Origin of the sequence: Chryseobacterium suipulveris, assembly GCF_022811685.1 — a bacterium.
Taxonomy (GTDB): Bacteria; Bacteroidota; Bacteroidia; order Flavobacteriales; family Weeksellaceae; genus Kaistella; species Kaistella suipulveris.
Genome location: NZ_CP094532.1, coordinates 2,037,472 through 2,051,815, shown reverse-complemented (window position 1 = coordinate 2,051,815; position 14,344 = coordinate 2,037,472). Strand labels below are relative to the sequence as shown.

Here is a 14,344-nt window from a genome sequence, read left to right as displayed (position 1 = left end):
CATCTCAAAATTGATTCACTCAAAGAAATTCACCTGAAAGAATTCACTGCGTAGCAAATTCACACGAAGTAATTCATGTGAAAAAACTCACATTCTCACAGCTCCATCGAATACGTCCTCCTTCGTTTATGGTTTACCGGATTGTAGTCCTGCCAAAGAAGCTGGATGCTCTTGTTTTCCTCCAGTTCGGGATTTGTTTCTGTGTATTTTATTCCCATTTTGGAGAACCGCTCGAAAATTTCCTTGAAAATAATTGCAGTCACTCCACGGCGTTGAAATTCGGGGTGGATTCCGATCAGGTAAAAATTTGCTCTGTCGTTCTTTTTCCCTGCCTGAAGAAAATGCCACCATCCGAATGGGAAAAGTTTTCCGTTGGCTTTCTGTAACGCTTTCGAATAAGATGGCATCGTAATCGCGAAGGAAATCAGCTGATGGTTCTCGTCCTCAATGCAGATGATGTAATCCTTGTTGATAAAGGGGAAATACTTTTCCCTGTACGTTTTTTTCTGTTCCTCGGTAATCGGAGTGTAGGTCGAGAGCGAGCTGTAGGTTTTGTCGAGAAGGTCAAACATTGCGTCGATCAGCGGTTCGATTTCTTTCTTGTTTTTAAAGTGGAGGACCTTTAGCTTATATTTCTCCGCAATCAGAGAACTGAATTTTTCGACTTTTTCGGGAAGCACTTCCGGGAACATAATCTCAAACTCTACCCATTCTTTTTCTTTAGTAAGACCGAGTTTCTCGAGATGTTGAGGATAGTATTCGAAATTATAGAGTCCGATCATTGTTGCCAATCTGTCGAATCCCATGATGAGCATTCCCGCTTTGTCAAGGTTCGTGAAACCCATTGGTCCCTCAATTTTGCTGATATTTTTCTCTTTTGCAAAACTTATGACAGTGTCGATCAGAGCTTTTGATACTTCTAAATCATCAATGAAATCGAGCCATCCGAAACGAACCTTGCTGATTCCCAGTTCTTTTTCTTCTTTGTGATTAATGATGGCTGCAACACGTCCCACAACTTGACCATCCTTAAAAGCTAAAAACTGTTTGGCTTCAGAATAATTGAGTGCCGGATTTTCCTTGGGATTCCAGACGTTTTTTTCATCGTTGATTAATGGTGGAACGTAATTTTTATTATATTTGTAAAGTTCCATGGGAAATCTGATGAAATTTCTTAAATCATCCGGAGATTTTACTTCTCTTACATCAATCGTTGACATCAGCTCAAAATTAGATTGAACAAAGATAGATGATAAATGGAAATTTCAAAACTTTGGCACGTTTTTTACTTCTAAAATAGGGCAATTTATATCAATAAAAATAGAAAGAAAATGGGGAGTTATTATTTGATTATCGGTGTAATTTTCATTGTCAGCATGATCGTTCAGAATCGGCTGAAATCTAAATTTGCACACTACTCACAGGTGAGATTGAGAAACGGAATGTCGGGGAAAGAGATCGCCGAAAAAATGTTGAGAGACAACAATATCAATGATGTACAGGTGATTTCGGTTCCGGGTAAACTGACCGACCACTACAATCCTGCCGACAAAACAGTAAACCTTTCAGAAGAAGTATATATGCAGAGAAATGCTGCTGCAGCCGCAGTTGCCGCTCACGAATGCGGTCACGCTGTTCAGCACGCGGTTGGATACTCAATGTTGCAACTTCGCTCAAAAATGGTTCCGATCGTAAACATCTCTTCAAGATTGCTGCAATTTGTACTGATGGCGGGAATCGTGGTGATGGCTTCAAGTGGAAGCAAAACGCTTTTAACCATCGGTGTAATCCTTTTCGCGGTAACTACAGCTTTTGCATTTGTGACTTTGCCGGTGGAATATGATGCAAGTAACCGCGCCTTGAAATGGCTTGAAACTTCAGGAACACTCGACAGAAGCGAACATGAAGCTGCACAGGATTCACTGAAATGGGCTGCAAGAACGTACGTGGTTGCTGCTCTTGGTTCACTTGCGCAACTCATTTATTTCGCGTCAATGCTGAGCGGAAGAAGAGATTAGGGAAGTACGAAGTACGAAATATTAAATTCAAAATACGAATTACGAAATTTTTGAAACTAATTTAATCAAAGGTCTTGAAATTCAAACGAAATATTCTGCATCTCAGACAGTTGTTCCGAGATGTTTTCTTTTTGGGAAGTCCTTATTCTTGCGGTAATTCTGCATTTTTCATCGGACACAAAGTCGATGATTTTCCCGTCAAGTCTATTTAGCAAAGTGAAAATCACATTCTGCTGATTGAAACTGAAAGAGATTTCTAAAGTCGTTTCGAGTTCTTTGGTGATGATTTCCGCCTCTTCCAAAGTCATTTTGGCAGATTCTTTATAGGCCTTCACCAAACCCGAAACACCGAGCTTGGTCCCGCCGTAATAGCGCACGACAATCAACAAAATATTCGTAAGATGATTTGCCAGGAGCTGGTTATAAATGGGTAAACCCGCACTTCCAGATGGTTCTCCGTCGTCATTTGCACGATAGTTCTCTCCATTAATTCCGAGACGGAAAGCGTAGCAATGGTGGGTTGCTTTCGGGTGCTCTTCCCGGACTTTTTCTAAAGCTTTCTTCAGCTCAACTTCATCACACACAGGAAATGCATAACCGATAAACTTGCTTCCCTTTTCCTTTAAAAGAATGTTTTCAACAGGTTTGGCAATCGTGTCGTAAGAGAATTCCATTTCGCAAAAATATCGAATTCCCGCCCATAAAAAAAGACCGCAAGTGAAAGCAGTCTTTTTGGTTAGTAGTTTTTACCCTTCAATAATAGAAAAGTTCATAGCATGTGTTTTTGTTATTTCAAATTTATTATCAATTGTTAAAAAAATGCAAAAAATAGGGGTGGACAAATAGGTGGACAAATGGTAACTAATGAAATATCAGTTGTTTATAAAAGTGTTTCCTGATAAGTTTATTTAGAAGTTCCCAGATACTTTTATTGTTCTTTGTTTCGGCTTCAATCTGAAGAAGCCCGTTTTCGACCAGATCTTCCACAAAATCCTTCTCGCTGTTGAATCTAATCGTTTTCTTTTCAAAATAGTATTTCTGGAAAGAGTATTCCTTCATAAACTCTCTGTTGCTTTCCCAGTACCGCTTGTCGTTCTTTCTCATCCACTTTACAAACTCGTACTCAGATCCCGCATCGACAGTTTTGTGGGTGTCATTTAAAATGTATTTCATGGCAGTTAGTGTTTTTGTACATGAAAATTAGCAATGAAATAAATACGAAACTAATTTTAGGGGTGGACAAATGGGGGACAATTCCTATCAAGAGTTTGAAAACCACGTTATTGGGGAGAATTCTGTGTTCTAAAAAAGTTAATATTCAGTTTTTACGATTTTCATTACTTTAGAAGCTTGAAATTTCTTCTATTATTAATGGTCAAAAACTACTGTCTCTTTCTCGTTTTACTATTTTCAGGGCTTCTTGTTCGTGCCCAGAACGTTGAAATTTCGAAAGACAAAAAACCCAATTCCGAATTACTGGGTAAGCTACTGAATGAATATCCCGATTTCAAATGCGACACTGTTTCGGCAAACCGAAATCTTTCGGCTATTAAAAACAATGGGAATCCAGGTTTTCAGGTCATATACAAAATACTTCACGCAGAAGAAATTTCAAACTGTGTTGATAAGATCAATTCCCAGAGCACGCATCTTTTTGAAAACGCAATCAAACAGTCAGAGAAAATCAGCCCCGAACTGGAAACTGTTGCTAATATTTCTTATGCAAAGTATCTTTACAAATACAGAAGCATGGAAAGAGCGCTACCTTATTTCATGAAAGGCAGCCATCTTTTGGAGACCAATCCCGTGGAAAAACAGATCCGTCCGCAGGATTCCTACAAATGGTTGGGTTATTATTTGGGGACAATTGGCGATTCCGACGCATCCAAAGACGCGCTTGAAAAAGCAAAATCCTTAACCAGAAATAAACATGCAGAATACGCCACTATTCTTGACGCTTTGGGACGTATTTATCTGGAGCGGGAGCAATTTGACAATGCAGAAAAATATTTTGAAGAAGCGAGTAGGGTCGCCAAAAAAGTGAATGACGAGATGCGCTATGCAAAAGCAATCGGGAATCTTTCGGTGATTTATGCTAAGAGGGGAGAAACTTCCAGGGCAAAAAAGTTGATTCTCGAAGACATTATGATTTCCGAACGTCTTTCGGAATTGCAGAACACGATGTTTGCGCAAACGTTGCTGGGTGAAGTCCTGATTCAGGAAAACAATTATACCGAAGCGGAAACTGTATTAAAAAAAGCCCTGAAAACCGCACAGTCCAAGTCTTATTTCCAGATCAACGAAATTAAGATTCAGCAGTTGCTCACTGAGGTTTATCGAAACCAGAACAACAGGGAAGCAGAATTGCATGGTTTTAAGCGAATTTCCGAACTTGAGCATAATTTAAAGAAAACAGATGGAGACCAAGCGCTGAACAACGCCCATCTTCTGATGCAAAAATCGAAATTGGAGCAGGCGAATAAAGAAGCGCATTATCAGCAAGAAAAATCAGCGATGTTGCGCAACATCTACCTCGGTCTCATCTTTTTTTCTTTGGTGCTTGCAGGATTTATCTTCGCCAATTCCCGGAAGAAGCTGCTAAACCGTGAACTGATGTACAAGCAGAAAGTACTCGGACTCGAAATGGATAAGCTTAAGTTTGAGAAGAAACTGTCGGAAACGCAGGAAAACCTCGATAACCAGGTGGAATTCCTGAAGAACAAGAATGTACAGATCAACCGGCTGAAATCTGAAATTGAAAAAATCAGAAACTCGAAATCCTTTTACCTGGAAGAAGAGCAGGGACACCTTTCAAAACTTTTGGAATCCCACTTGATGACCGATGAAAACTGGGAAAATTTTAAGAGGGAATTCCGCAAAGTACATCCGGAATTTTATAACCAGCTGCAAAGTGAGTTTCCCGATCTCACCGATTCGAACTACAGAATTATTCTTCTGAAAAAGTTGGACTTTAACAATACCGAAATCTCGCAACTGCTTGGAATTACGACCGACGCCGTAAAAAAATCCAACCAAAGGATGAAGAAAAAACTCGGCGACCGCTATGACGAACTGGCGCAGATTATCAGTAAACCTTAGTTTTTAAAGATTAGGGTTTTCACGCTAAAGTTTAGGTAAATCAGAAATGCTGGCTTCGACCAGAAACTCTTTGATTTCTTTTTCGGTGGGTGGGTTCTCGATCTGGAAGGTAACTTCTTCATCGTAGTTGATGTTTTCAAAATAACTTAACTGCATTTTAAATACTTTTTCCGCGAATTCTGTTCCAAATAACTCCTTGGTTCTTCAAAAGAAAATATAAATCCACATAATCTTTCCACTTTGCTCTTTTTCTCAAAGCAAAGGCCTTCATTGCAGCAAGCGTCAGAAGATCAGGCATCTATAATAATTCCCAATCTTCCTGCCCGTCGTGTGATCGTAAATTTTTTTAAGCTCGTCGTACCCTATAATTCTGATGAGATCCTTCACGTTTTCCCAAGTGCCATGATTAAAGACGAATTCCACCAGAACTTCGTTGCTGATGTTCTGCAGTTTGTCTTTTCGGATGTACCAAAAAAGATGCTTGTTCTGCTCAATAAATTCTGCTCTCGTCATCTCACAAAAATACGTAAATTATTTCTTAAAATAAAGAATCTTGTTGTCTCTAAATTCCTGAATATCAATTGGGTTCAAATTGAATTCAGGCGATCTTGTTCCTTCTTCAAGGTTTAGGTTTTCGTTTTTGATGATAATGACCTCATCCCACAAATCCGCATCGAGAAACTGTTGCAGTGTGTAGCTTCCACCTTCGACCAATACGGAAATGATTTGGTTTTCGTACAATTTCGCCATCAGGTTTTCCAGAAAATTTTCTTTATTGGTTTTGATGAATTTCACATTTTCTTCCTCCGAGCTTTTCGTCGAATTGAATACCATTGTTCTTGACTCATCATTAAAGATGTTGAAATTTCGGGGAACTTTCAGGTCAAAATCAATCAGGATTCTTACAGGGTTTCTTCCTGCAATTGCTCTCGTTGTCAAAGTCGGATTGTCGTGTAGCGCCGTATTTGTTCCCACCAAGATCGCGTGTTCCTCGCTTCTAGTTTGATGCACCACGTGCTTGGTCAACGGATTTCCGATTTGGTACGGCTTGAAATCTTTGTCCATGAATCCGTCTGCAGATTCTGCCCATTTCAGGATCAAGTACGGTCTTTTTTTCTCGTGGAAGGTAAAAAATCTTTTATTGAGTTCCCAACATTCCTGCTCCAAAACTCCTGAAACGACTTCTATTCCTGCATCTTCCAATATCTTTTTACCTTTTCCGTTGACTTTCTCGTGCGGATCCAGAATCCCGATCACCACTTTTTTGAAACCGATTTCGACAATTTTATTAGCACATGGCGGAGTTTTTCCATAATGTGAACAGGGTTCAAGCGAGACATATATCGTGGAATCCTTCAACTGTTCGGGGGTTTCCACCGAATTGATGGCGTTGATTTCCGCATGAGGTTCTCCCGCTTTTTTGTGGTAACCTTCACCGATGATTTTTCCGTCGTACACGATTACGCTTCCCACGAGCGGATTCGGATAAGTGTTTCCCAACGCTTTCTGCGCGAGTTCGATGCAGCGTTTCATGTAGAATTTTTCCACTTTGTTTTGCTTTTTTGTAATTAAGAGCTTCTTGTTTGGATGGAAATTTTCCACCCTTTAGTGATGGGGTAAAGGAAATTTCCGATGCATTACCTTTTTTAAATTAAATCCAAATGGTTTCTAAGGTCGTCATTAAAAAACAAACACTCAACTTCTGTCGAGTGTTTTTGCTTTATTTTACAGGAGTTGCGGGAACTTTTATATCCGGGATTTTATACTCAATCATCGCCGTCATCAAGTGGTCTCGCTGTTTTGCGAGCGATTTCGCAGCTGATTTTATATCTCCGTAAATTCTTTTTGCATAAGAAAGCATCAGGAAACTTTTCTCGCCTCCTTTGTCGAAACTCTTGAATCTGTAGATGTTGTACTCCACGAAAGGATCGCCTTTTTCCGGTGTTTCAGAAATATAGAAATCCACGATGTATTCCGTGCCGTCGGGATTTTCGGTAACGTTTACTTTGGCGATTTTGTCCTCTTTTTGTCTTTGCTGCACCATTTCAACCTTTTGTCTTACAGCAAGTTCCATGTCGATTTCCTTATTGAAAAACGAAAAATCAATGATTTGGTTAAAATTCTCGATCTCCTCGTCCTTCGGAATGTACTGTTGTTGGAACAATGTTTTGGAGCGCTGCTTAGCTCTTGTCAGAAAAAACTCGGTTCCGTCGTACTCGATCGGATTTGGGATCGACAGCAAGTCTTTTTCCTCCTGCGCATGGAAGAAGGTCAGGAATCCTGTCAACAACAAAAGGAAGATCTTTTTGGTCATGATATTATTGGTTTTCGCCCGAAAGGATTTGATGCAGCGACTGCTTCATGTTTTCAAGCTGTGATTTTTTCTCGTCGATTTTGTCGAAAGTATCTTTCAGTAAAGGGTTTTCTCTGCTCGAATTGCTGAAGAAGCCCAGATTGTTTTCCAGCTTGCTGATTTCTGCTTCCAGGTCTGCAATTTGGTTTTTGATTTTTCGCGCTTTATCGGTCACCTGGTTTTCAGAAAGTCCTTCTTCCTTCAGGTCGTACTCGCTGATTTTGTTGAGTTTCAGTTTTTCCTTCAGGGTCTTGTTAAATTCAGAATTGATGGAGATTTTGTCGCGCGGAACTTTCCCGATGCTGTTCCATTTGTTCTTGATTTCCTCAATTCTTTCCACACTGCCGTCTTCACTTCCAACTTGCTTCAGTTCTTCCAGAAGTTCTTTTTTGTGCTTATAATTTTCCTTCCAGTTATCGTTTACCGTGTTGGTTTTTTCACGGTAGTTGTTGAAGAAAGTGTTGCACGCTTCACGGAAATCGTCCCAAACTTTGTTGGTCATGCTTCTCGGAACGTGGCCGATTTTCTTCCAGTCGTCCTGCAATTTTTTGAAGAGCGGAACGGTGATGTCCCAATCCTCGGAAAGCATATTGTCTTTCGCGGTTTGGATGAGTTTCAGTTTTTCATCAAGGTTGGTTTGCTGCGAATTTTTCAGCCCTTTATAAAACTCGTTTTTAGTGGTATTAAAGGTTCTGAGGTGCGTTTTGAATTCGTTCCAGTTTTGGTTCGAAATCTTTCTCGGCACGCTTCCCAGTTTCAGAAATTCTGTTCTGAGGTCCTCGATTTTCTTGATGGCATTTTGCCAGTAGTTGTGATTCGGAGCTTTTTCAGGCGAAGTGAGTTTCTTGATCTCCTCGATGATTTTGTTTTTCTTTTCGAGGTTTTCGTTTTGCTCTTTTTCGATCTGTTCGGTGAGTTCCCCTTTTCTTTCGTGGATTCTGTTGGAAATTTCCCTGAATTCCTCCCAGGTTTTTTCCCTGAATTCTTCGGCGACTGGTTCAGCTTCTTCTTTCCAAAGCTTGTGCAGATATTGCAATTCGTTTAACGCTTTTTGTACGGAAGACTCATTTTCCAGTTCCTTTGCACGATCGATGATATGCTGTCTTTTCTCAAGGTTGTGCGCATATTCCTGCTCCATGTACTCGCGGTTCATGTTGAGCATTTCGTAGAATTGGTTCAGATGGTGGAAATAGTTGTTGTTTAGCAATTTAAACTCCGATTTCGCAACCTGTCCTGCATTTTTCCATTCTTCCTTGATTTCTCTGATGGCTTTAAAGAGGTTGGTTCCCGCTTCAGTATTGGTATAGAGGGTTTTCAGCTTTTCGATGATTCCCTGTCTTTCCTCAAGGTTCTTGGATTGGTTTTCCTGCTGTATTTTGTGGAACTCGTCACTCTTCTCACGGAAAATATTGACAAGGCCTGAAATTTTCGCTAATGCGGCGTGCTCGAAATTGAAATTTTCTTCCGTATTTCCTGCAGCAACAAACTCCGATTTTTTTTCTTCGGTTTCCTCGTTGACCAAATGGTTTGCCTGCTCTTTCAACTGGTTGAATTTTCGGGAATGTGCACCTGCATCTTCTTTATTAATGATGGTTTCCATTTCCTTCAGCGTTTCGGGCAAAGTAAGTGCGGCAACTGCATCTAGTTCGTCGTGATGTTCTTCGTGCGGTTCACCGTCGTCGGCTTTTTCAGGATCGATTTCTGACAAAACTTTTTCCTGCGGAATCACGGTTGATTTTTGGGTATCGACATCCTGCTGTGTTTTCTTGTCTTCGTCGGGATGCGGATTTCCGTCGTCGGCTTTGCTTCGGTCGATCTCGGAAAGTACTTTTTCCTCCGAAATTACGGTGGATTTTTGGGTGTCAACATCCGCCTGATTTTCTGGTTGCGGCTGTTCTTCTACCGTTTCCTGGTTCTCTGAAATGGGTTCTGTTTCAGGTTCAGTTGTTGGAGTTTCCGAATCCGTAGTTTCGGGATTTTCAGGAGTGTTTTCATTTAAAACCTCTTCGGAAATTGGTTTTTTCTCGTTGTTGTCAGAGATTGAATCTTCTGTGATCATGGCAAACTATTAAGTGATTGAGCAGGTGTTTTATCTGTTATTCATTAAACAGAGCACTAATTTAACCTATTTTTTCTGAAAGTTCCAAATTTCCCAATTTTTTTCTGCCTGCTTCTCGAGCATGTAGAATCCGTTTGCAGTTTTCGCTCCTTTTTCAGCCGCATTTTTAATAAATCGGGTGTAACTTGGATTGTAGATAAGGTCGATGATCAGATGGTTTGCAGTAATTCCATCGAACGGAAAATCGAGGCAGTCGTCCACATTTGGGAAAGTTCCGACAGGAGTACACTGGATGATTAAAGGATGTTCGTTGACGATTTCTGCAGTCAGATCGGTGTAATTCAACTCACCGTTTCGAGTCACCGTGACGTACGGAATTCCGTATTTTTCGAGAACATATTTGACTGCTTTCGCAGCGCCGCCGTTTCCTAAAATTAAAGCCGATTGATGGTGGTCCTTCTTGTGAAGCAGCAAAGTTTTTTCAAATCCATCCACATCGGTGTTGAAGCCCTTTTTAATTCCGTCATTGATGACGATACAGTTTACTGCACCGATTTTTTCAGCTTCATCGCTCAATTCATCGAGATAGGGAATGACTTTTTCCTTGTAGGGAATCGTGACGTTGAGTCCTGCAAGATCTGCGGTTTTGAAAATTTCGTCAACCTTCGAAATATCGTCGAGATCAAAAATTTCGTAGGAGTGATTATTAAGCATCAGGTTTTTGAACTTGTTCTCAAAATATTTTTTCGAAAAAGAGTAGGAGATATTCTTTCCGACAATGCCGAATTTTCTTGGATTTTCCATGGTTCAAAATTAGGGAAAAAGACTTTGTGAAATTTGAATCTCAGCATGATTTTTTACCGATGAAGGTCATGGAAATCTCGAAGATGGGTTCGACCCTCAGTTTTTAATTTTTATATTTCATCATTATAAGGGTTACATCAGCAATATTTTCCACCGAATTCTATCGTGAATATCTTTATTTTAAATATATTTGATGCGCAATTAAGTAATTTACTTTCGTAAGAATAATAAGATTTGCTGCCATGAAAATTGTCCAACCTCACTCCCTGTTTACCGAGCACGACATTTACCTTTTCCGCGAAGGGAAACATTACAAACTCTACGATAAATTCGGTTCGCACACCATAGAAGTCGATGGTGTGAAAGGTGCTTACTTCGCAGTTTGGGCACCGCATGCAGAAGAGGTTTCCGTGATTGGGAATTTCAACAACTGGCATTCGGAAGCGCACAAACTTTATCCAAGATGGGATGGATCGGGAATTTGGGAGGGTTTTATTGCTGATCTTAACTGGGGGAATGTTTACAAATACGCAATCCGCACCAACAAGGGCGTTCTCTTGGAAAAGGGAGATCCGTTCGCTTTGAGTTGGGAGCAGAGTGTTCAGGCGGGATCATTGATTTCTACAACCTGGTTTGAGTGGGGTGATGAAAACTGGATGGCTGAAAGATGGAAAAAAAATTCCCTGAAAGCACCAATGTCAGTTTACGAGATGCATCTCGGTTCATGGATGCGCGGAACCGACGATCCTGAAAGATTTTTCAACTACAGAGAAATCGCTGAGCGGCTCGTTCCTTATTTAAAGGAAATGGAATTTACCCACGTGGAATTTATGCCCGTGATGGAATATCCGTACGATCCGAGTTGGGGTTACCAAGTAACGGGTTTCTTTGCTGCAACTTCGCGTTTCGGTTCGCCGCAGGATTTAATGTTCCTGATCGACGAGCTCCACAAAAACGGAATCGGCGTAATTCTCGACTGGGTTCCGTCGCATTTTCCTGGTGATGCAAATGGACTCCATTTCTTCGACGGTACTTTTCTTTATGAACATGAAGACCCGAGAAAAGGTTTCCATCCCGACTGGAAATCGCATATATTCAATTACGGAAGACCTGAAGTAAAATCTTTTTTGATTTCTAACGCGATGTTCTGGCTTGAACGTTATCATGCGGACGGACTTCGTGTGGATGCGGTGACTTCTATGCTGCACCTCGATTATTCGAGAAACGAAGGGGAATGGGAACCCAATATGTTCGGTGGAAATGTGAATTTAGAGGCGAAAGATTTTCTGCAGGAATTCAACAAAGCTGTTTATAAAGAGTTTCCCGACATCATGACCATTGCAGAGGAAAGTTCAGATTTTCCGATGCTTACCAAACCTGTTCACGACGGCGGAATCGGCTTCGGAATGAAATGGATGATGGGTTGGATGCACGATACCCTTAAATACTTTAAAGAAGACCCCATCAACAGAAAATACCACCACAACAAGCTTACTTTCGGTTCCATGTACGTTTACAACGAAAACTATATGATGCCGCTTTCCCACGACGAAGTGGTTCACGGAAAGGCAAGCTTGATCTATAAAATGCCGGGAGATGAATGGCAGAAATTTGCAAATCTCCGCGCGCTTTACACCTACATGTTTACGCATCCCGGTGCGAAACTGATTTTTATGGGCAATGAATTTGCACAAACGAACGAGTGGAATTTTAACCGAAGTCTTGATTGGCATCTGTTGCAATATCCTGTCCACAAAGGAATGCAGGAATTCGTGAAAGACTTGAATCACCTTTATACCCACGAAACGGCACTTTACGAAAACAATTTCAATCCCGATGGTTTGGAATGGGTGGAAGCAAATGACGGCAATAATTCCATCTACATTTATCTGAGAAAAGGTAAGGAAGAGGACGATGTGTTGATGGTCGTTTTGAATTTGACACCCCGAGTTTTTGATTATAAGATCGGCGTAAATGAAGGAACCAACTGGGAAATTGTTCTGAATTCTGACGATGAAAAATATGCGGGAAGCGGAGTAAACGCCGAAATTGTGGATGAGGAAGACGACGAATGGATGTACCGACCAAATGCGATTATCCTACAATTGCCACCACTTGCGGGAGTGATTTTAAGACAGAAAAAAACAGCGAAGAAGAAAGTTGCAAAATCCAAGACTTCCGCTAAACCGAAAACGACAAAAAAAGTTTCAGTAAAAAAAGATGAGCCAGTAAAACAGATCGCAGCCAAGAAAACCGTGGCAAAAGCTCCCGCAAAAACGGCAACAACCAAAACGGCAACCGCAGAAAAACCAAAACCAGTTCGAAAACCGGTGGTAAAAGCTCTGAGTGAACCGAAAGAAGACATCCCACCATTAACTCTGGAAAAGAAACCAACGAGAACACGGGTTGCGACTCCGAAGAAAACAGAACTGCCGACAACTGAATCTGCACAACCAAAAACCTCGCGTCTGAAAAAGGCAACCGATGAAGCGGCAACCGCAATGAAGAAAATCGCAGGAAAGAAATAAGTTTCATAAAATCTGAAATCCCTGTCCTACGAATACTGGATTCTATCTGAAATCTGAAATCTGAAATCTATCAAGAATGAAAATCTTCAACCTCTCCATGGAATGTTATCCTGTCGCGAAAGTGGGCGGACTTGCCGATGTGGTAGGAGCTTTGCCAAAATACCTGAATAAAAACGATGGCGTTGAAGCGAGTGTGATCATGCCTTGGTACAACCGTCCATTTGTCCACGACCACGAGTTTGAAATCGTTTTCAATGGTTGGATTCATCAGAGTTTCCACACTTTTGAGGTGACCGTGATGAAGGAACGTTCGAAAGTTTTAGGTTTTGATCTTTATCTGGTAAAGATTCCAGGACTTCTCGACCGCGACAATCCTTACGGTTACTGGGACGAGAGCCAACAGTTTCTCGCTTTTCAGCATGGAGTTCTGCATTGGTTGACGGCGATGAAAATCAAACCCGATGTGCTCCATTGCCACGATTATCACACAGGTTTAGTTCCGTTTATGATTGAAAATTGCCCCGAATTCAAATTTCTGAGCGGGGTGAAAACCATCGGAACCATCCATAATGGCGAATATCAAGGACAGATGCGTTGGGAAATGGCGGAATATTTTCCGTGGTTTCGCGGTGACAAAATCGGCTTGCTCGATTGGAACGGATGGATCAATCCGTTAGCGGCGATGCTGAAATGCTGCCACGCTTTCAACGCGGTTTCCGAAGGTTATCTCGATGAGCTTTTCCACAGTTTGAGAGGTTTGGAATCACTTGTTCAGCGGGAACACGCGAAAGCTTACGGGATTATTAACGGAATCGATACCGAAGTTTGGGATCCAAATACTGATGCCTTCCTCGAATTTAATTATTCAAAGGAAAACGCTTTGGAAGGAAAGTGGAGAAACAAAAAGGAACTTTGCACAGAATACGGACTGAATCCCGATTTGCCTTTGGTGAGCTTTATCGGAAGATTTGCGGGCGAAAAAGGAGCAGATCTTCTTCCCGACATCGTATGGAAAAGCATTCAGGAAACGTATGGCGGGCTCAATATTATGATCCTTGGTTCAGGAGAAAAACACGTTGAAAACCAATTGAAAGATTTGAGTTATTCCTATTCCAACTTCGCTCTGGATTTGGGTTACAAGGAATTTCTTTCGCATAAGATTTATGCATCTTCGGATTTCCTCCTGATGCCGTCAAGAGTTGAACCTTGCGGATTGAACCAAATGTATGCGATGCGTTACGGTACGGTTCCGATTGTGCGTTACACAGGCGGTTTGCGCGACACGGTTGAAGATATTTCCACGGGAGGAAGCGGGATCAATTTCGGAGCGGCGTCTGCAGAAGATGCGGTGCACGCGATTCATCGTGCGCTCCATATTTACCACGACAAGGGTTTAATGGATTCGCTCGTTCACTCGAATATGGATTATGATTTTTCCTGGGAAAAGTCGGCGGAGAAATATCTTCATCTTTATCAAAGATAA

General features: G+C 41.2%; 12 protein-coding genes and 1 pseudogene. 4 read left to right on the top strand and 9 right to left on the bottom strand.

Translation table 11 applies throughout. The annotated features are described in order from the left end of the window. Positions 1 to 95 precede the first annotated feature (95 nt). Positions 96 to 1,220 (bottom strand): GNAT family N-acetyltransferase, encoded by a 1,125-nt coding sequence (locus MTP09_RS09620; RefSeq protein WP_243548198.1) that lies wholly within the window; start codon positions 1,218 to 1,220, stop codon positions 96 to 98. Positions 1,221 to 1,331: 111 nt separating this feature from the next. Between MTP09_RS09620 and MTP09_RS09615 the strand changes: the two genes are divergently transcribed. Beyond that, positions 1,332 to 2,018, top strand: coding sequence for a zinc metallopeptidase (locus MTP09_RS09615; protein ID WP_243548197.1), 687 nt, complete (start codon positions 1,332 to 1,334; stop codon positions 2,016 to 2,018). A 65-nt stretch (positions 2,019 to 2,083) separates the two neighbouring features. On the opposite strand, the gene MTP09_RS09610 is transcribed toward MTP09_RS09615, so the two are convergent. Then, entirely contained in the window at positions 2,084 to 2,692 is a 609-nt protein-coding gene (locus MTP09_RS09610) for a YigZ family protein (protein WP_243548196.1), read from the bottom strand. Positions 2,693 to 2,879: 187 nt separating this feature from the next. Further along, positions 2,880 to 3,191, bottom strand: coding sequence for a hypothetical protein (locus tag MTP09_RS09605; protein WP_243548195.1), 312 nt, complete (start codon positions 3,189 to 3,191; stop codon positions 2,880 to 2,882). A 198-nt stretch (positions 3,192 to 3,389) separates the two neighbouring features. Here MTP09_RS09605 and MTP09_RS09600 point away from each other — a divergent pair, with 198 nt between their 5' ends. Further along, the gene (locus MTP09_RS09600; protein WP_243548194.1) at positions 3,390 to 5,117 is read left to right on the top strand and encodes a tetratricopeptide repeat protein; all 1,728 of its coding nucleotides are present in this window, start codon (positions 3,390 to 3,392) and stop codon (positions 5,115 to 5,117) included. A 24-nt stretch (positions 5,118 to 5,141) separates the two neighbouring features. On the opposite strand, the gene MTP09_RS14410 is transcribed toward MTP09_RS09600, so the two are convergent. The 6 genes from MTP09_RS14410 to MTP09_RS09575 form a co-directional block, all read right to left on the bottom strand. Continuing rightward, positions 5,142 to 5,273 carry a hypothetical protein gene (locus MTP09_RS14410; protein ID WP_263008865.1) on the bottom strand — a complete coding sequence of 44 codons (132 nt, stop codon included), beginning with the start codon at positions 5,271 to 5,273 and terminating at the stop codon, positions 5,142 to 5,144. A 126-nt stretch (positions 5,274 to 5,399) separates the two neighbouring features. Then, positions 5,400 to 5,630 carry a hypothetical protein gene (locus MTP09_RS09595; RefSeq protein WP_243548193.1) on the bottom strand — a complete coding sequence of 77 codons (231 nt, stop codon included), beginning with the start codon at positions 5,628 to 5,630 and terminating at the stop codon, positions 5,400 to 5,402. Between the two features lie 18 nt (positions 5,631 to 5,648). Further along, on the bottom strand, positions 5,649 to 6,650 hold the full coding sequence (gene ribD / locus MTP09_RS09590) for a bifunctional diaminohydroxyphosphoribosylaminopyrimidine deaminase/5-amino-6-(5-phosphoribosylamino)uracil reductase RibD (RefSeq protein ID WP_243551633.1): 1,002 nt from the start codon (positions 6,648 to 6,650) through the stop codon (positions 5,649 to 5,651). A gap of 187 nt (positions 6,651 to 6,837) precedes the next feature. Continuing rightward, a complete protein-coding gene (locus tag MTP09_RS09585) occupies positions 6,838 to 7,431 on the bottom strand; it encodes a hypothetical protein (RefSeq protein WP_243548192.1) in 594 nt (197 codons plus the stop codon). 4 nt (positions 7,432 to 7,435) lie between these two features. Beyond that, complete coding sequence (locus MTP09_RS09580) at positions 7,436 to 9,529, bottom strand: DUF349 domain-containing protein (RefSeq protein WP_243548191.1); 2,094 nt, start codon at positions 9,527 to 9,529, stop codon at positions 7,436 to 7,438. 66 nt (positions 9,530 to 9,595) lie between these two features. Next, entirely contained in the window at positions 9,596 to 10,333 is a 738-nt protein-coding gene (locus MTP09_RS09575) for a shikimate dehydrogenase family protein (protein WP_243548190.1), read from the bottom strand. 242 nt (positions 10,334 to 10,575) lie between these two features. Here MTP09_RS09575 and glgB point away from each other — a divergent pair. Both glgB and MTP09_RS09565 read left to right on the top strand, forming a co-directional pair. Beyond that, positions 10,576 to 12,477: pseudogene (gene glgB, locus MTP09_RS09570) on the top strand (1,4-alpha-glucan branching protein GlgB); the annotation flags it as partial. Between the two features lie 460 nt (positions 12,478 to 12,937). After that, a complete protein-coding gene (locus tag MTP09_RS09565) occupies positions 12,938 to 14,344 on the top strand; it encodes a glycogen synthase (protein WP_243548189.1) in 1,407 nt (468 codons plus the stop codon).

Bases quoted from the DNA above. Each gene is read 5' to 3' on its own strand.
- MTP09_RS09620 (WP_243548198.1), bottom strand. From the start codon at position 1,220: ATGTCAACGATTGATGTAAGAGAAGTAAAATCTCCGGATGATTTAAGA.
- MTP09_RS09615 (WP_243548197.1), top strand. From the start codon at position 1,332: ATGGGGAGTTATTATTTGATTATCGGTGTAATTTTCATTGTCAGCATG.
- MTP09_RS09610 (WP_243548196.1), bottom strand. From the start codon at position 2,692: ATGGAATTCTCTTACGACACGATTGCCAAACCTGTTGAAAACATTCTT.
- MTP09_RS09605 (WP_243548195.1), bottom strand. From the start codon at position 3,191: ATGAAATACATTTTAAATGACACCCACAAAACTGTCGATGCGGGATCT.
- MTP09_RS09600 (WP_243548194.1), top strand. From the start codon at position 3,390: ATGGTCAAAAACTACTGTCTCTTTCTCGTTTTACTATTTTCAGGGCTT.
- MTP09_RS14410 (WP_263008865.1), bottom strand. From the start codon at position 5,273: ATGCAGTTAAGTTATTTTGAAAACATCAACTACGATGAAGAAGTTACC.
- MTP09_RS09595 (WP_243548193.1), bottom strand. From the start codon at position 5,630: ATGACGAGAGCAGAATTTATTGAGCAGAACAAGCATCTTTTTTGGTAC.
- ribD (WP_243551633.1), bottom strand. From the start codon at position 6,650: ATGAAACGCTGCATCGAACTCGCGCAGAAAGCGTTGGGAAACACTTAT.
- MTP09_RS09585 (WP_243548192.1), bottom strand. From the start codon at position 7,431: ATGACCAAAAAGATCTTCCTTTTGTTGTTGACAGGATTCCTGACCTTC.
- MTP09_RS09580 (WP_243548191.1), bottom strand. From the start codon at position 9,529: ATGATCACAGAAGATTCAATCTCTGACAACAACGAGAAAAAACCAATT.
- MTP09_RS09575 (WP_243548190.1), bottom strand. From the start codon at position 10,333: ATGGAAAATCCAAGAAAATTCGGCATTGTCGGAAAGAATATCTCCTAC.
- MTP09_RS09565 (WP_243548189.1), top strand. From the start codon at position 12,938: ATGAAAATCTTCAACCTCTCCATGGAATGTTATCCTGTCGCGAAAGTG.